General features: G+C 64.5%; 17 protein-coding genes. 7 read left to right on the forward strand and 10 right to left on the reverse strand.

From position 1 onward, the window contains the following. Positions 1-76: 76 nt before the first annotated feature. The 5 genes from AC1DW9_RS28910 to AC1DW9_RS28930 form a co-directional block, all read right to left on the reverse strand. A complete protein-coding gene (locus AC1DW9_RS28910; RefSeq protein ID WP_441508427.1) occupies positions 77-1,837 on the reverse strand; it encodes a di-heme-cytochrome C peroxidase in 1,761 nt (586 codons plus the stop codon). A 62-nt stretch (positions 1,838-1,899) separates the two neighbouring features. Beyond that, positions 1,900-2,451, reverse strand: a complete 552-nt coding sequence (locus tag AC1DW9_RS28915; protein WP_476776647.1) for a HupE/UreJ family protein — start codon at positions 2,449-2,451, stop codon at positions 1,900-1,902. A 225-nt stretch (positions 2,452-2,676) separates the two neighbouring features. Beyond that, complete coding sequence (locus tag AC1DW9_RS28920; RefSeq protein ID WP_441508426.1) at positions 2,677-3,741, reverse strand: extracellular catalytic domain type 1 short-chain-length polyhydroxyalkanoate depolymerase; 1,065 nt, start codon at positions 3,739-3,741, stop codon at positions 2,677-2,679. Positions 3,742-3,791: 50 nt separating this feature from the next. After that, on the reverse strand, positions 3,792-4,184 hold the full coding sequence (locus AC1DW9_RS28925) for a CopG family transcriptional regulator (RefSeq protein ID WP_441508425.1): 393 nt from the start codon (positions 4,182-4,184) through the stop codon (positions 3,792-3,794). Between the two features lie 143 nt (positions 4,185-4,327). After that, on the reverse strand, positions 4,328-4,831 hold the full coding sequence (locus AC1DW9_RS28930; protein ID WP_441493127.1) for a YciE/YciF ferroxidase family protein: 504 nt from the start codon (positions 4,829-4,831) through the stop codon (positions 4,328-4,330). Positions 4,832-4,987: 156 nt separating this feature from the next. Between AC1DW9_RS28930 and AC1DW9_RS28935 the strand changes: the two genes are divergently transcribed. From AC1DW9_RS28935 to AC1DW9_RS28945, 3 genes are all read left to right on the forward strand, one after another. Then, on the forward strand, positions 4,988-5,287 hold the full coding sequence (locus tag AC1DW9_RS28935; RefSeq protein WP_441493128.1) for a PepSY domain-containing protein: 300 nt from the start codon (positions 4,988-4,990) through the stop codon (positions 5,285-5,287). 89 nt (positions 5,288-5,376) lie between these two features. Beyond that, the gene (locus tag AC1DW9_RS28940) at positions 5,377-5,913 is read left to right on the forward strand and encodes a hypothetical protein (RefSeq protein ID WP_441493129.1); all 537 of its coding nucleotides are present in this window, start codon (positions 5,377-5,379) and stop codon (positions 5,911-5,913) included. Positions 5,914-6,036: 123 nt separating this feature from the next. Beyond that, positions 6,037-6,522 carry a pyridoxamine 5'-phosphate oxidase family protein gene (locus tag AC1DW9_RS28945; RefSeq protein ID WP_441508424.1) on the forward strand — a complete coding sequence of 162 codons (486 nt, stop codon included), beginning with the start codon at positions 6,037-6,039 and terminating at the stop codon, positions 6,520-6,522. Positions 6,523-6,642: 120 nt separating this feature from the next. On the opposite strand, the gene AC1DW9_RS28950 is transcribed toward AC1DW9_RS28945, so the two are convergent. From AC1DW9_RS28950 to AC1DW9_RS28960, 3 genes are all read right to left on the reverse strand, one after another. Further along, positions 6,643-8,079: an NAD(P)/FAD-dependent oxidoreductase gene (locus tag AC1DW9_RS28950; RefSeq protein WP_441508423.1), complete on the reverse strand. Its 1,437-nt coding sequence runs from the start codon at positions 8,077-8,079 to the stop codon at positions 6,643-6,645. Positions 8,080-8,164: 85 nt separating this feature from the next. Then, positions 8,165-8,509, reverse strand: coding sequence for a RidA family protein (locus tag AC1DW9_RS28955; protein ID WP_069881941.1), 345 nt, complete (start codon positions 8,507-8,509; stop codon positions 8,165-8,167). 67 nt (positions 8,510-8,576) lie between these two features. Continuing rightward, on the reverse strand, positions 8,577-9,197 hold the full coding sequence (locus tag AC1DW9_RS28960) for a helix-turn-helix domain-containing protein (protein WP_441508422.1): 621 nt from the start codon (positions 9,195-9,197) through the stop codon (positions 8,577-8,579). Between the two features lie 303 nt (positions 9,198-9,500). Between AC1DW9_RS28960 and AC1DW9_RS28965 the strand changes: the two genes are divergently transcribed. The 3 genes from AC1DW9_RS28965 to AC1DW9_RS28975 all read left to right on the forward strand — a co-directional run bounded on the left by AC1DW9_RS28965 (position 9,501) and on the right by AC1DW9_RS28975 (position 13,141). Continuing rightward, positions 9,501-11,186 carry a peptide ABC transporter substrate-binding protein gene (locus AC1DW9_RS28965; protein WP_441508421.1) on the forward strand — a complete coding sequence of 562 codons (1,686 nt, stop codon included), beginning with the start codon at positions 9,501-9,503 and terminating at the stop codon, positions 11,184-11,186. A gap of 88 nt (positions 11,187-11,274) precedes the next feature. Next, positions 11,275-12,228, forward strand: a complete 954-nt coding sequence (locus AC1DW9_RS28970; RefSeq protein WP_441493134.1) for an ABC transporter permease — start codon at positions 11,275-11,277, stop codon at positions 12,226-12,228. Positions 12,229-12,265: 37 nt separating this feature from the next. Further along, complete coding sequence (locus AC1DW9_RS28975; RefSeq protein WP_441508420.1) at positions 12,266-13,141, forward strand: ABC transporter permease; 876 nt, start codon at positions 12,266-12,268, stop codon at positions 13,139-13,141. A gap of 247 nt (positions 13,142-13,388) precedes the next feature. Here the strand turns inward: AC1DW9_RS28975 and AC1DW9_RS28980 are convergent, their stop codons facing one another. Together AC1DW9_RS28980 and AC1DW9_RS28985 are read right to left on the reverse strand one after the other, a co-directional pair. Next, entirely contained in the window at positions 13,389-14,045 is a 657-nt protein-coding gene (locus tag AC1DW9_RS28980; RefSeq protein WP_441493136.1) for a MarC family protein, read from the reverse strand. A 135-nt stretch (positions 14,046-14,180) separates the two neighbouring features. Then, a complete protein-coding gene (locus tag AC1DW9_RS28985; RefSeq protein WP_441493137.1) occupies positions 14,181-15,074 on the reverse strand; it encodes a hypothetical protein in 894 nt (297 codons plus the stop codon). A gap of 625 nt (positions 15,075-15,699) precedes the next feature. Between AC1DW9_RS28985 and AC1DW9_RS28990 the strand changes: the two genes are divergently transcribed. Further along, on the forward strand, positions 15,700-16,962 hold the full coding sequence (locus AC1DW9_RS28990; RefSeq protein ID WP_441508418.1) for an ABC transporter substrate-binding protein: 1,263 nt from the start codon (positions 15,700-15,702) through the stop codon (positions 16,960-16,962). The last annotated feature ends 66 nt before the right edge of the window (positions 16,963-17,028 follow it).

Raw genomic sequence — 17,028 nt, forward strand, 5'->3', positions numbered from 1 at the left:
CCGGCTCCCGTTTACGCTGTCAAAACCTCGCGACCGCCCGGCCTGATGCCGGACGATTCCCCACGCGCCCCGAAGGTCACGGCCTCGGGGGAAGGCTGGCTTGCGCTGGGCCTCCGAACGGCGTCACGCGGCCGGGCTCCTCCGGAATGGATTTCAGGTACTCGACAAGCGCCCAGCGCTCCTGTTCCGCCAGCAAGGGGCCGATGATGCCGTTTCCGCGCGGCCCGTTCTGGAACGAGTGACCAGCGTTCGAATTCCCCAACAGTGACGTATCCACGAGGAAGGTCCCGGACGTCGCGGTGGTATCGAGGCCCACCTTGACGGGATCGAAGTCGCCGCCGAGGTAGAATTTCTTGGTGCGTTCTGCCGCCGGTATCAGCATCTCGTAGAGGTTGGGCACCGACCCGTTGTGCAGGAATGGCGGTGTAGCCCAGACCCCGTCCCGCGGAGCAGCCTTGTAGACATGTTCCGCCGGGCGTGGCGTAGGAAGCTCGCGATAACCGCGCAGGTCCAATAGCTGGGCTTCGGTGAGCTTGAGCTTTGCAATCGCCAGGCCGCGCACCTCGTCACCAATCAGTGCGTTCAACAGCATCGGCGGCAAGAACGGTTGGCCGCGGAATTCGGGGGGCAGGAATTTGCTCAATTCGCCGGTAAACGCCAGTGGCTTCGGCGCCTCGATCTGGGCCCTGTCGGTGCCTACATATGTCTGTGGAGTCAGTCCAACGAGGACGAATTGCTTCCCGTGTTTGTTCGGTTCGGTCCAGCGATAAGGCCAGGCATTATGGCAGCTCGCGCAAAGCTCCACGAACAAGCCCTTGCCCACCTTCGCTTTGTCACGGTCGATCCTGCCGAACACCTCTTCCGGCCAACTTGGCGGCGCCAGTCGTTCCAGTTGCTTCTCGACCCGCCCAAGATCGAGGATGGCTGCGTTGGACTGAAACAGTCCTTCGGCGGGAGATTTGGAGCTCAGGTCAACCGGCAGGTAGACGCCCAGCGTTTCTCCAAAATTGCGACCGATCGGATTCTGGGCGAACGCGCCCCACTGTGTCCATAATCCCTGCGGAGCGTTCCATAGGAACGGCGGTTTGACCGGTGCAATTGCCATCGCCCAGTTCTCGGGGATTCCCGGTAGTGTCGCGGTCGTGCGATTGATGATCAGCGAGAGCGCGTCCATGCGGCCGGGACCCCATGGGTGCGAAGTGCGGGACGTTCGGGTGGCATACTGATTCACCCGCTCCGCTTCGCTCTCAACCCGTTTGCGCAGCTTGTCCTTCCCGTCAGGGGCAGTGGCTCCGAGCCGCCCCGCCAAACGGTCGAATTTCGCCGCATCGGTCAAAGTCGCCTGCACCGCATCGTTCAGGCTCTGAATCATCCTCTGTATATCGAACGCGGTCGCGATGCCGCCATCAATGCGAATGGCCTTGTCCTTGTAGTTCAGCTGCCCCTGATGGCAGGCGGCGCAGGTCAGACCAGCATAATCACCAGCCGGCCAACCCTTTACGGTTTCAGAAACAGCGGTCTTGGTGACGCCGATCGGCAAGCCATCCCTGTTATTGGCGCTCGCGGATTGGGGGGTAAGTCCGTGGGCCTTGTTGTTCGCGTCGGATCGAAACAAATCCTGGCTGTTGGCGACTTCCAGGTTCAGATAAAGATCGTACGTAATAATCGCGGAACCCTGCGAGAAATTATAATACCACTCGCGATCTTCCTGCGACCAAGCTTGGTTGAGATAAACGACGGACGGGCTCGTCGCAGGCGGAGCAGCCTGCTGTGCGCTTGCCGATACTGCCAGACATGATCCAACGGCGAGCAGCGACGCGTAGTTTGCCTTTTTCATGCGAGCGCTCCTGAGGACTGGCTTGAGTGATCCGGCTGGGTGCCACCGCGCCTCGATGAGCGTCACACCGTGCCGGTCAGAAAGGCGATCCCGGTGCACGCGATGGCGGCGCCTGCGGCGCAGACGGGGACCGAGCCCCAGTTCCAGCGCGTCAGCAGGCCCATCCCGATGCCAGCGAGATGAAGCAGGCCTGTCGCGACAACGAAGCCGACGAAGAACGTTACCGCCTCCGCGGCGTCCGGCACCTCACGACCATGCGCATAGCCATGGAAGACGGCGAACGCCCCGACGAGACCGGCGGCGATCCAGAGCGGCGCGCGCACGGCGAAGGCGACCATCAGGCCAAGCACAAGCGCAGATGCTGCTATTCCGCTTTCGAAACCAGGCAGAGGAAGGCCAAGGACAGCGATCCCCCCCCCCAGAACCATGACGAGGGGAAAGACGATCGGCAGGACCCAGATGGCCCGACCACTGAGGTAAGCGCCCCAAAGACCAACCGCGAGCATCGTTGCGACGTGGTCGAGTCCGGTCAGGGGGTGATGAAAGCCCTCGGCAAATCCAGCGAAGGCGCTCGCCTCCGTGTGCGCCAAGGCTGGCACGGCCAAGCCGATCACAAAAATGAGCGAAGACAAAACAAGACGGCGCAAAGCACATGCTCCTCAACCGGACGGAAGGGTAGGCTTGGACTTGCCTTGGCTAAGCCCGGCCAAACTAAGGGGGCGTCCCGAGGATTGTCGACCTGTCCCTTGGGCCAGTAGCAAGCACGATCGTTACCCCAGCGACTTTGACATCAGGCTCCTTTTCCCGCCCCCCCCAGCATGCGAGGAGAGACGATCCCGTCAGGTCTCCAGGAAGAACCGGATCATCTCGCGCGAGGCATCGGGGCCCGACACATCGGTGAAGCTTCCCGCCCCATCCCCGCCCGACCACGCATGACCGGCTCCCTGGACCAGCCAGTATTCCGTGGTGGCCGGACCATGGGTGGGTCCGACCAGCGTGCGGGTGACATGCCGGCCGTTGACGACGGCATCGGTCGTCAACTCCCCCAGCGCGCCATTGCGGGCGCTAGCCCGAGCAAACAGCGTCTCGCCATTCGAGGGGTGAACGGTGGCATCGGCCGTACCGTGGAAGATGATCTGCCGGGCGCCGCTTCCCGTCCCCCGGGATATCGGCTTCGCATTGCCCTTCATCGCCGCAAAGGCCGACATGACGTCGCTTGCGGCGCCATGGGGAAGGCCGGAATGGATGCCGGCGGCGGCAAAGATATCGGGATAGGTCGAGGACAGCACATCGGCCATCGCGCCGCCCGCAGACAGGCCGGCGACAAAGACGCGCGCGCGATCGATGCCAAACTCGGCAGCGAGTTCCTGGGCCAGGCCCGCGAGAGCCGCGGGCTCTCCCGCCCCCCGCCGCTGATGACGCGGATCGAACCAGTTCCAGCAGCCCTGGGCATTGGCCGAACGCGGTTGGTGGGGATAGGCGACGATGATGCCGAATTCGTCGGCGAGCCGGTTCATCCGGGTTCCCCGCGCAAAATCATCGGGATCCTGCGTGCAGCCATGCAGCATCACGACGAGCGCGAGTTCGCGCCCGGCATGATCCGCCGGCACGTAGAGCTTGTAGGCCAGAGCTCCGGCGGCGCTGCGAAAGCTGCAGGAACGAAAGCGCCCGTCCTCCTCTGCCGGGCCAGGCTGGCGACGCGCCGTGCCGGGCTGATCGGCGACGCGCGCCTGTACAGTCCGAAGCGATTGCAAGACGTCACCGAGGCGGCGCGGGACGATCGACCCGGCCGTCCCCGTCTCGTCGCCGCCGGGTTCTTGCGGGGGCTGAACAGGCCGCCCGGCGAGCGCCTGCTGAATGGCCGCAGTCGCGCCTGCAACATCGGCGCCTCTCAGACGTGTCATGGCTTCGCCCACAGCGGAGCGGATGCGGATGTTCATGTCGCTGTGCCTTTTCATGCCAGTCGGTCGGCCAGGGCGGCCTTGATTTCGGGGGCGGCATGGAGCGCGCCGAGCACGGTCAGTGAGGCAATCGTCTCCCGCGCGAGGTCCGGCGAGACATCCGCTTCGATGACGGCGAGGCCGAGGACGCGGATCTCGAGGCGTTCGCCGGCGGCCTTGGCCGCTTCGAGATCGCGCCTCGTGAAGACGCGCAGGCCCAGCTCGAGAGAGAGCCGCGTCGTCGCCTGCGCGGCGACATCGGCATGGGTCGCGAGTTGGTTTCGCACCGCAGTGCGAATGAAGTCCGAGCGGTTCGAATAGAACCCGTCCCGGACGAGCAGGTCGATGCGCCCGAGATCGACGAAGCCGAGATTGAGCGTGAGCTTTTCGCTATCGGGCATTTTCATCTGGTCATCCATATACCATCCATAGGGATGGTATATGGATGGAATTGGCCGAAGCACAAGGGCATCGGGCGCCCCCTGTGCGAGATCGAGCCAAAGAAACGGCCCCGGCAGCCTTGGCCGCCGGGGCCGGATCGGCCGTTCGCTCAGGCCGCCTTGGCAACCGCTGCGGAATTGGCGGGCCCGCCAAGCTGCGTCAGGGCCTTGTCGGTCCTGGTCTCCTCGGCAAGGGTCGCGTCGAGCAGCTTGACGGCATCCTTGTGGCCGAGCTGCTGCGCCCATGCCTTCAGAGTGCCGTAGCGCGCCATCTCGTAATGCTCGACTGCCTGCGCGGAGGCGACGAGACCCGCATCCAGAGCCGGGCTGTCAGCATAGTCCTCCATCACGGCTTTGCCCTCCTCGAGAATGCCGAGGATGGCATCGCAGGTCTTGGCGCGCGGCGCCTTGCCGATCAGATCGAAGACCTCGCTCAGGCGTTCAACCTGGCCTTCCGTCTCGGCCCTGTGCGTCTCGAACGCCTTCTTGAGCTCGGGCGAAGTGGCGACCTTGGCCATCTTCGGCAACGCCTTCAGGATCTGCTTTTCCGCGTAATAGACGTCCTTGAGCATGTCGTGAAACAGCTCATCGAGTGGCTTCGGTGTTGTGGCCATCGGGTGTCCTCTAGCGATTTCAGGATAGCGCTGGCGAAACCGACGACGCAGCCATGTGTTCCACCCATCAGAAGTATTTATTTGCGGAACTCTCTGCCGGGGGTGCCGGTTGATACGACATCAGGACGTACAATCGCGAACCTGCGGAGAATTACCATGAAAAAGCTTCTCATCGCCTCTTTGATCGCCTCGACGACTGCTTTCGGAGCGCTTGCGCAGACCTCGACGACGTCGCCAATGCCGGCACCAAAGGCAGAGGCGGACAAGAACGCCCCGTTGCCGGGCGCAAACAGCTTCACCGAAGGCCAGGCCAAGAGCCGCCTTGAAGCCAATGGCTATTCGAACGTGACAGGCCTGAAGAAGGACGCAAACGGCGTCTGGAAGGGCACGGCCATGAATGCCGGCGCCAAGGTCGACGTCTCCGTCGACTATCGCGGCAACATCGTCCGCCACTGAGCGCCAGATCACTGAGCGCAGATCACTCGCCGCCGGCTCGCCCGGCGCCAGATCGCGCCTCCCGCTTTCTCAAAGCAAGAGAGTTGAACATGACCCGCACCATCACCCGTTCCTATGACAGCTATGAAACCGCTCTCTCGGTCGTCGAGCAACTCGAGGCCGCAGGCGTTCCCAGTCGCGATGTCAGCCTCGTCGGCCGACACAGCAAACCCGAGGAGAGCAATGCAGCCGAGGGCGCCGGGATCGGCGCCGGCGTCGGCGGCGCGGCCGGTCTGCTCGCCGGCCTCGGCATGCTCGCCATCCCGGGCATTGGCCCGGTGGTGGCAGCCGGCTGGCTCGCCTCAACCGCGGCCGGGGCGGTCGCCGGCGCGGCGGCCGGCGGGATCGTCGGGTCCTTTACCAGCGCCGGCGTCGACAAGGACGAGGCCGAATACCATGCCGAGACGGTGCGCCGCGGCGGCACGGTGATTGCGGTCAGGGCCGAGCCCGAGCACGAAGCCACCGTCGTCGCGATCATGGACGGAGCGACGCCGATCGATCGCTCCACCCGCGAGGCCGAATACCGCGCCGCCGGCTGGAGTCGCTTCGACGAGAACGGCACCGCCTATCGTCCGCCGGTCGTCTGAGGGCGGAACCGGAAACCCCGCGGCCTCGCCGCGGGGTTTTTCCGCGCATCCGCCGCCAGCGGGGACCACCCCGAACATGGCCATCACGCGGCCGTTCAACGCAAGGGAAGCAGGAGGAATGCCATGCCGACGCCAAGCGAACTGGAAGCAAAATTCTGGAAGGCCCTGAAGTCCGACATGACCGTCATGCTCGGCCTGGCCGGTTCCGAGCAGGGCCATACCCGCCCGATGACTGCGCAGCTCGAGGCCGATCATGGGCCCATCTGGTTCTTCGCCTCCCGCGACACCGAGCTGGTCAAGGCGCTGTCGGGCAGCAAGCCCGCGGCCTTCAGCCTGGTCTCGAAGGGCCATGACCTGTTCGTCTCGGTCGAGGGCGATCTCATGATCGACATGGACCGCCAGGTCATCGACCGGCTCTGGAACAGCTTCATCGCGGCCTGGTTCGAAGGCGGCAAGGATGACCCCAATCTCGCCCTGCTGCGCTTCGACCCGAGCAGCGCCGAGATCTGGGAGAACGCCAACAACCTGGTTGCCGGCATCAAGATGCTGCTCGGCGTCGACCCCAAGGACGACTACCGGGACAAGGTCGCCAAGGTCCGGCTGGGCTAAAGCATCGGCCCCAAAAGCCGATGCGGACACAAAAACCTAAAGCATCGGCCCGAAGGGTGGATTGCGGTTTTCGGGAAAGCCGATGCAAACACAAAGGGTTAGATCATCGGAGCGCGGCTCTCAGCGCGTTCCGATGCGCAGGCCGAAGAGTTTTGGGATCGCCGCTGCGGCGCTCATCGCGGAGCCAGCACGCTCGCCCCTTTCCTCGGCCTCCTCGCATCCAATGATGCCCCATCGCACCAGCCGGCCGCCGACGGCGCGGAACGGCTCGGGCGGAAGCGAGGGAAGGCTGCGGGTGCACAGCGGCAGGCTCGCCCAGTCGTCCCTGGCATTGAGGACCAGCGAGGCCAGGCATTGCCCGCCGATATAGGTCGGGTTCACGCCATGGCCGGAATAGCCGCAGCCATAATGGACGCGCGTGCCCGGCACGGTGCGGAAGAAGGGCAGCCGATCGGACGAGACGTCGATGCCGCCGCCCCAGATCTTGGCGATGCCGACATCGGCGAAGCCCGGCAGCAGCCTGCGCAGCCCCTTCTCGGCCCGAGCGGCCGAGGCGAGGTCGGTGGTCAGGCGCGGATCGCGGGCATTGCCGCCGAAGCTGATCGGGCCGGAGCCCGAGCCCATCAGGATGCGCCCGTCGACCGTCTTGCGGAAATAGTGGACGAACATCCTGAGATCCGCGAGCCCTTCATCGCGGGTCCAGCCCATTGCGGCGAGCTTCTCGGGCGCCGGATCGGTCATCAGCGCAAAGGAGGAGAACACGCTGACATGCGGCTTCACCTCCGGGCGCTTCGCCAGCTCGGTATTGGTGGCGAGCACGACCTCCCGGGCGATGATCTCGCCATCCGGGGTTCGCACGCGGCTCGGCGTGCCGGCATCGAGCGCGACCATCGGGGTGTTCTCGAAGACGGAAACGCCGGCATCGATCACGGCCCGCCGCAGTTCGCGCGCCAATCTGGCAGGCTGAACGGTTGCGCCCTCGGCCAGGTAGACGCCGCCGCGGAACACCGGCGAGCGGCAATAGGCTGCCACCTCGTCGGGCGAGAGCTCATGGGCCATATCCGGCACGCCAAGACGCCGCGCGGTCTCGACATACCCCTTGATCTTGGCATCCTGCGCCGGCGAGGCCGAGACGCGGATGCTGGCGCCGTCGCGCCACCAGACATCGCGACCGGGCGCCGTCGCGAAGGCGCGGATCGCGTCCTGGGCGCGGGCTCCGGAACGGGCGACCGCCAGCGCGCCGTCTGAGCCGATATTTACTTCCATCCCGGCAAGCGAGCCCCAATAGCCCGAAACCTTGCCGCCGTTCTTGCCGCTTGCCCCCGAGCCGCAGCGCGAGGCCTCGATCAGCGCGACCGAGAGCTGTGGCGCCCGCTCCTTCAAGGCCAGCGCCGTCCACAGCCCGGTGAAGCCCCCACCGACGATCGCCACATCGACCGTGATGCTGCCCGACAGCGGCGCTGAATCCGGCCGGCCTGCTTCAGCGCTCATGGCCTCGATGAACCACCAGGACGGGTCGCCGGGGACGACGCTCGGAAGGGCAGATGACTGAGGCATGGCGGACCGCTTGCGCTGGAGGACGCGAGGATTTGGGGACACGCGAAAAAAGTCCGCCGCGATCACGCGCGGCGGACGTTGAGGCTCAGACGAGGGCCTGGACCTGGATCTCGACGAGAATGTCGTCCGCAGCCAGGCGCGACTCGACGGTCGCCCGTGCCGGCGGCTGCTTCGGGTCGACCCAGGCTTCCCAGGCCGCGTTCATCTCGCTGAAGGTGCTGATGTCCTTCAGCCAGATGTTGCCGACGACGATGCGGGTCTTGTCCGTGCCGGCCATCGCCAGATAGGCGTCGATCTGGGCGAGGATATCGGCGGTCTGCTCCTTGACGCCGCCGCTGCGGTCCTTGGCGGTGAGGCCCGACAGGAAGGCAAATCCATTGGCGACCAGCACCTTGCTGAGACGGCCGGTGACTTCGTGACGCGTGATCATGTTTCCTCTGGGTCTGCTGGAATGGCAGGCGAAGGCGGCCTTGCCGGCCCCGCCTGATACGATCGCCCTACAGGTGCGATTCCCGGATATTGATGATCCAGATCAGCTTCGCCTCGCTCGCGGAGCGGTTGACGACCTGATGCGGAATGGTGCTGGGGAACTGGAAGCTGTCCCCCTCCCCGATTTCGAAGACCTCGTCGCCGATGCTGAGCTCGACCCGACCGGAGAGGACATAGCCGCCCTTGTCGCCGGGCCCGCTCAGGAAGCTGCCGCTCTCGGCGCCCGGCGGTACGGTGAGGATCATGAAGCGCAGCTCGTTGTTGTCGCGCGGCGACAACAACTCCTTGGTCAGTTGATTGGTGCCGACGACGATGCGCGGGCGATTGGCCTGGCGCCGGACATATTGCGACTCGCGGGCCGGTTCGGCCGCGTCGCTTTCCAGGAACGACCAGAGCGTGACGCCAAGCGCGGCGCGCAGCTTCTGCAGCGTACTGACCGACGGGTTGGAGGCGCCGCGTTCGATCTGGCTGATGCTGCCGGAGGAAACGCCCGCCTTCGCCGCCAACTCCAGGATCGTCAGCCCACGCTCGGCCCGCAGGGCTCGCAGCCGCTGCCCGATCCTCATGGCCTCGAGCTGCTCGTCGCTGTCGATGTCGGCGTTCTCGGCGGGCAGCACTGTATCCGGCATGGGGTCCCAGGGAAGCGATTGAAGGCCCGCAAACGATATGATGATGAAAATGCCCGCGCAACTATTTTGATGAAATTCCGATGATTTATAAAATTACCCTTTAAATACAACGCATTGCTTGTAATACCGGCCAAATTCCACAGACCGGAGCGCCCTCAGACCTTGACGCACGATATCATATGATGAAGATTTTTAGCCGAATGACGCCCATTATGAAAATGGGTTGCCGCTTGTGTTCATTATTATGATGATGCCTTTCAGCGCATTCGCTGAAAGCGGTTGCCTTGGGAGAGGGGAAGCACGATGCGAGACAGTCACGATCCACGGCGGTTTTCGAACTGGAACCTGAACCGGCGCGATCTCTTCGGCCTCGGCGCCGGCGCGCTTGCCGCGAGTTTCGGCTTTGCCGCACGAGCTCAGACGGCGACTAAGCCCACCGCCCCGCCGCCGGCCAAGCCGACCGGCGTCGTCGTGGTCGGGCTCTCGCAGGAACCGGTTTCCTTCAACCCGCTGATGCCGGGCGTCGAGGTCGACGAAGTCGTCTGGACCAGCGTTTTCAACTCGCTCTGGGTCGCCGAGCCCGATGGCACGCTGCGCCCGGATCTCGCTCTCGCGGTGCCGAGCGAGGCGAATGGCGGCATCTCGGAAGGCGGCCTCGCCTGGACCGTGAAGCTCCGCGACAACGTGAAATGGCATGACGGCACGGCCTTCACCGCCGAGGACGTCAAATACTCGCTGGAACTGATCAACACCGCCGGCTTCAAGGCGCGCACGCGCGTCGGCCATGCCTTCGTCAGGGATATCGTGGTCAAGGGCCCGCACGAGATCTCGTGGCGGATGGAGAAGGCCTACGCCCCCTATCTCGCGATGCTGGCGAACACGCATATCGTTCCCAAGCACATCCTGGGCAAGGCGGCGGACCCGAATACGGCGCCGTTCAACAATGCTCCCGTCGGCACCGGCCCGTTCCGCTGGGGCACGCGACAGCCCGGCGACAACATCACGCTCGTCGCCAATGAGAGCTATCACGGCGACGGCCCTTATCTCGAGAAGGCGGTTCTCAAATACATCCCGGACCTGACGGCGCTCTATGCCCAGTTCCGCACCGGCCAGGTCGACCTGGTCATCATCTCGGGCATTCCCGCGAATTTCTACCAGGAGGCGATCAAGCTTCCCGGCCGCAAGGTCGCGGTCGCGCCGAGCGGCAATCTCGAGATCATCATGCCGAATCTCGGCAACAAGGTCTTTGCCGAGAAGGCCGTGCGGCACGCGCTCTATGCGGCGATGGACAAGCAGGCGATCATCGACGCGATCTATTATGGCGTGCCGAAGCCGACGGAATCCTTCGCGCCGCGCGAATCCTGGGCGTTCAACCCCGCCCTCCCCGTCCAGCAGCGCGATCTTGCCCGGGCCAACAAGCTGCTCGACGATGCCGGCTGGAAACGTTCCGGCTCGGGCACGCGAATGAAGAACGGCGTGCCGCTCGAGTTTGCGGTCTCGACGACGACCGGCAACCAGCTGCGCGAGCAATGCCAGCAGCTGATCCAGCAGGATTGGCAGCAGGTCGGCGCCAAGATGACGATCAACAACATGCCGGCAGCGGTGATCTGGGGCGAGTTCTACGTGCGCTCCAAATTCGAGTCGCTGCTGGTCGGTACGACCTTCCGCACCGGCGTCGACCCCGACCCGGCCTCGCGCTTCGCCTCCGATGCGATTCCGGTGAAGGGTGGCAGCGGCGGCAACTACATGCAGTGGGAAAATGCCGAGGCCGATGCGCTGATGAAGGAAGGCCAGGAAACCTTCGATCAGGAGAAGCGCAAGGCGATCTATTTCAGGCTGCAGGAGATCGTCCGCGAGGAGCTGCCGATCCTGCCGATCTTCCAATACGCGCCGATCGAGGGCGTGAAGGAAGGCCTGATCGGCTATCGCCCCAATATCAACCAGCGCCAGAACGCCTGGAACATGGGCAGCTGGTACTGGGCCAAGTGATTGGCACCGAGCGAAGTGATTGGCACCGGGTGAAGTGATTGAACGGGCGAAGTGACATGAAGCGCGGAGCGGCCGGGAGAACGGCGCCATGATCGGATTCCTCCTGCGCCGCCTCGGCCAGTCGCTGCTGTTGCTGCTCATCGTCTCGGTGATCGGCTTCGCCATCCTGCACCTGGCGCCAGGCGGGCCGCTCTCGCAATTCGCCGCCGGTGGCGACATGACCCAGGCCGATCTCGACCGCATCGCGGAACAGCTCGGCCTGAACCGACCCCTCCCCGTGCAATATGCGGAATGGCTCTGGCGCATGCTGAGCGGCGACTGGGGCCGCTCCTATCGCGACCAGCAGCCGGTGCTGCACGTCATCGCCTCCCATATCGGGGCGACGCTGGAGCTGATGCTGACCTCGACGCTGCTCGCCATGCTGCTCGGCGCCTGGGTCGGCATCCTCGGCGCGATCAAGCGCTATTCGATCTTCGACTCGCTGGCGACGATCGGCGCGATGATCGCGCTCTCGATCCCGACCTTCTGGTTCGGGCTCGTCATCATCTATGTCTTCTCGGTCGGCCTCGGCTGGCTGCCCGCCGGCAACCGCTACACGGTGGGCGACGGCTCCTTCCTGAACCAGCTGCATCACCTGATCGGCCCCTGCATCGTGCTGGCGCTGGTCTCGACGGCAGTCTGGAGCCGCTACATGCGCTCCTCGATGCTCGACGTGATCAACCAGGATTACGTGCGCACCGCCCGCGCCAAGGGCGTGCCGGAGCGGACCATCCTGCTGCGGCATGTGCTGCGCAACGCGCTGCTGCCGATGATCACCATCACCGGACTGCATGTGCCGACGCTGCTGTCGGGCGCGCTCGTCACTGAGACCGTCTTCACCTGGCCGGGCATGGGCCGGCTCTTCCTCGATTCGATCAGCTACCGCGACTATCCCGTGGTGATGGGCATCCTGATGTTCTCCGCCATGCTGGTGCTGCTCGGCAGCCTGATCGCCGACCTGCTCTACGGCGTCGCCGATCCGCGCATCGCCGGAAGCCACTGATGAGCCGGATGTCACCGATGAGCGAGAGGCGCCCTTCATGAGCATGGCCGAACCGATGCTTGCGCCCGCCCCGGGCTTCTGGAACAGCCCGGGCATGCGGCGCTTCCGGCGCCACAGGCTTGCGGTCTTCGGGGCTGCGACCATCACCCTGCTGACGCTCGCCTGCATCGTCGGGCCGTGGCTGCTGCCCTATACCGACACCTTCATCGACATCCGCTCCCGCTTCGCGGCGCCCTTCTCGGGCCCGCATGTGCTCGGCACCGACCCGCTCGGGCGCGACATCCTCGCGCGGCTCCTGATGGCGGGCCGCATCTCCCTCGCCGTCGGCTTTTCCGCCATGGCGATCGCGATGGCGATCGGCGTCGTGGTCGGGCTGGTCGCGGGCTTCTACGAGGGGGCCCTGGGCGCCGCGCTGATGCGCTTTGTCGACGCGATGCTGTGCTTCCCCTCGATCTTCCTGCTGCTGGCGGTCTCGGCGCTGATCCAGCCCTCCGTGCCCTCGATCGTGCTGCTGATCGCGATGACCTCCTGGATGGAGGTCGCCCGCGTCGTCGAGGCGCAGATCCGCTCGCTCAAGACGAGGGAATTCGTACAGGCCTCGGTCTCCTTCGGGGCCAGCAGCAAGCGCACCATGTTCCGCGTCCTGCTGCCCAATGCGGTCGCGCCGATCGTGGTTGCGGCCACGCTCAATGTTGCGCACGCGATCCTGGCCGAAAGCTACATCTCGTTCCTCGGCTTCGGCATCCAGCCGCCGACGCCGAGCTGGGGCAACATGCTCGAAAGCGCGCAGAGCTACCTGACCAGCGCACCCTGGCTGGCAATCATCCCCGGCGCCGCGATCACGCTCGCCGTGACCTCCTTCAACTTCATCGGAGATGGACTACGCGACGCACTCGATGCGCGGCAGGCTTGAGACGCCCATCAGACGGCCGCTCGAAAGCGCGGAGCGCGAGCCAGGGCTGCGCCGGCTTAACGCCGCGCCCGACATCGCCGGTCTCGCCGCCCATGTCCGCCGCCGCCTGCCGAAGCTGGCGCCCGCTTGAAGCCGGCCGCGGCCTGTTCCGAGCCTGCCCTCGCAGCGCGGGCAAAAGCCGCCCTGCCCAATAACAGATTTTGCCCCTCCATTTTTCGCAGGCACGCTTCCCGGACGGAGACGTCGCTCAGTGCAAAGTGGTCATGCCATGCATTTCCAGAGCTTCGACCACGCCGTCGAAAATCAGGCCGCCCCCGATCGCGGAAACAAAGAACCCGACAATGCGCGTGATCGCGTCGATCCCCATCGGGCCGATTCTTTGCGTGAGCTTCTCGGCATAGATCAGGCAGATATAGGTGGTGAACATCGTTGCCAGGATTGCCGCAGAAATGGCGATGAACGAGAGGATTTCCTTGGATGAATCCTTGATCGTCGCGGTCATCCCGATGATCGTGGCGATGCCGCCGGGACCGAACATGATCGGCATCGCCAGCGGCACGAAAGCGATGTTCGCTTCGCCGGTATCGGCGCCCGAGAGACCCAGATCGTCGCCAGATTTCTTCGGCATGAACAGCTCGAAGCCGATCTTCATCAGGATGATGCCGCCGACGACCCGCACCATGCTGAGCGGAACGCCGAAAATCCGGAGCAGGAGCGTTCCGAAAATGAAGAAGAAGAAGCAAAGCAGCAGCGCGTAGACCGAGGCTTTCAGGGCGACCGTGCGGTGCGTTGCGTTATCCTTGCCGGACAACAGCTTGAGGTAGACCGGCAGGACCTCGAACGGATTGATGATGGCAAGCAAGGTCGTGAAGGTGCCCACGAAGAGAGAAAGCTCGGTCCTCATCCGCATCTCCCCTTCCGATTGCGTGTGCGCGCAGGCCTCTCTTGTCAGGAAATTGCTCCCGGTCGGCGTCCCTGCCGCGCGTTGTCACCTCGAGAACGTCGGCCCGCCGCCAGGAACCGGTATCCTGGCCTTGCTTCAGAACCGCAGGCTGAGCCCGACGACCGGGCCATGCATCAACATATCGAAAGCATAACGCCGACGTCCCTCTCCCTGGGCATAGTCGGCGTAGAGCGCCCGATAACCGAGGATGCCCGAATAGGTGATGCCGTTCTTCTCCGCGAAATCGAAGCTGTAACCTGCAATGCCCTGCCACGAGAATTTGCTGCCGCCACCACCAAGGTCGCCACGCAGGAAGATTTCGTGGCCCGGCGCGACGCCGATCCGCATGCGCGCGCCGGCAAAACCGTCAACCCAATCCACCGAGCCGGAACGGGCGATCGCGACATTGCGCCCGAAGCTGAGATCGCCGACATCGACGGTCGCGCCCGCATCGAAGGAGATATCGGCGCGCTGATACCAGTAGCGCGCGCCCGCCAGGACGTCGAAGCCGACTGATCCGTAGCGCGCGAACTCGTAAGCGGCCCCAGCTTCAAGGATGGCCATCGAGGTCTTGGCATCGCCGGACGCGCCGATCGCGCCCGAGATATCCGGCGTAACGCTCCGCGTCCTGACGTTACCGCGATCGATGCTGACCTTGAGCCCGGCGAAATTGCCGAGGAGGGAGAACCGGCCGTTGCGGGCCTCGATATCCGCCATCAGGGCAAACAGCGTGCCCCCATCTCCGAGTGTGGCATCGACGATATCGATGAAACTGGCATCAACCTTCGCGGTTCGCCCCTTCACGGTCTGGTTTCCGTTGAGCGAAATGAGCCAGCCATAGGGCGTGAATCGGTAGGTCCATGCCGAAGTCATCACGGGCGGCACGGGCGTGGTCGGGGGCGGCAGATCGGCGGCCTGCGCCACGACGCTGCCGAGCCCGAGCACCATCGACAAGGTGAAGCCGCAGGCCCTCGCGTGGTTGAGTGTCATCGCAATCCCCTTTTCTTGCGATTCATGCTGCGAATTCCACACCCAGCATCCGTCGAAGACTGATCCCGCTCAATGCGCAACTTGCTTCCCACCGCAAAGCAGCGATGGGTGTGACATATTTACTTATCCCACACGCCCAAATTCGGCTTCACAATCACCAGCTTGACGACATGGACCTGGCGTTGCTGCCTTCACGGTCCGCGGCAAGAATGGCCTATCGGATTCGCGCCGCGTTTCCTGAGAGAATCCTCATTACGATCGCCCTAGGATCGAATCGAATACTGTCGCCGGCACAGAGGAACCTCGCGACAACCCTTGCGATAGGTATCCCGCAGCCAACGTCGGCTCGGATTTACGGCCCGCTTTTTCGGCTTGGAGCGAAAAGCAAACTACGTGAATCCCGTGAGCGTTTACGGAGTCGCCTTCGAATGTCCTCTCAGCGCGCGCTCCGAACCCATGCAGTGGCTCAGGCGCAGGTCGGCACTCCACACCCTTGTGGAACGGCCAGGCATCGGCTTGCCGAGCCGTGCCCCGGTTGACGTCGATTGCGGCTGGGCGCAGCTTTGGAGGGCGTGGGCGACGCGCACGGCTGTAGCTGGCCTTCGCCCATCGGGGAGTGCCGCGCATGGAGGATTGCGAGGCCCATCGCCATGACCTTCGCCTGAAGGCCGGGATGCTGCGCCTTGCGGCCATCTTTCTGGTCTTCAGCGTGATGCTGCTCGCCGGTGGGCCGATCAAGGCGCTTGCGCAATCAGCGCCCCCGACGGAGGCCAGGACGATCGGCATCCTGCTCGTCCGGGAGATCCAGGAGCGCCCTCTCCCGCTGTCGCTGCTCGACATTCCGCCGCCCGACGACGGTATCGCCGGCGCGCGGCTCGCCATTGCAGACAACACCAATACGGGGCGTTTTCTCGGCCAGGAGTTTCGCCTGGACATCATCGAGAGCGCCAAGGCCGATGAACTGCTCGTCGAAGCCGAAAGCCGCGTCGCCGCGGGGCAACATTTTCTGGTGCTCGACGTGCGCGCCCAGACCGTTCTCAGGCTCGCCGACGCGCTGAAGGGAAAGGATGTGCTGCTGTTCAACGCCGGCGCGCCGGACGAAAACCTGCGCGAGGAGGATTGCCGCGCCAATGTCCTGCATACCGCCCCGTCACGCGCGATGCTCGCCGATGCGCTGGCGCAGTATCTCGTCTGGAAACAGTGGCGGCGCTGGTTCCTGGTTCTCGGAACGCGGCCAGAGGACGAGGCCTTCGCCGGGGCGGTGCGACGCGCGGCAAAGCGCTTCGGCGGCCGCATTGTCGAGGAGCGGGTTTTCTCCGACGAAGGCGGCTCGCGGCGCGCCGATGGCGGTCACGAACAGATTCAGCTGCAGATCCCGGTCTTCACGCAGAATGCGGCGGCCCATGACGTCGTGGTCGTGGCCGACGAGGCCGGGCTGTTCGGCGAGTACTTCCCATTTCGGACCTGGGAGGCGCGACCGGTGGTGGGGACACAGGGGCTGACGGCGACAAGCTGGCATCCCGCGCTCGAACAATGGGGAGCGACCCAGTTCCAGAACCGCTTCAGGCGATCGGCGAACCGGACGATGCGCCCGCTCGACTATGATGCCTGGCTCGCGATCCGCAGCATCGGCGAGGCGGCAGCGCGCCGTCGCTCGACCGCGTTTGCCGAGATCGCGGCCTATCTGCGCTCCGCAGAGTTCGACGTGGCAGGCTTCAAGGGCCAGAAACTGACATTCAGGGACTGGAACGGCCAGTTGCGCGAACCGATCCTGATCGCGACGCCGAAGCTCCCGGTCTCGGTTTCGCCGCAGCCGGGCTTTCTGCACCAGTTCTCGACGCTGGATACGCTCGGGCTCGACCGGCCGGAAACGAAATGCAGATTGTAGGAGAGTAAGTCAGAGCCTGAAGCCAATCGCGTCCTGGTTTTTCGACATCATCATCGGAAACGGAAC

Source organism: Allobosea sp. P4_E12 (assembly GCF_056401655.1).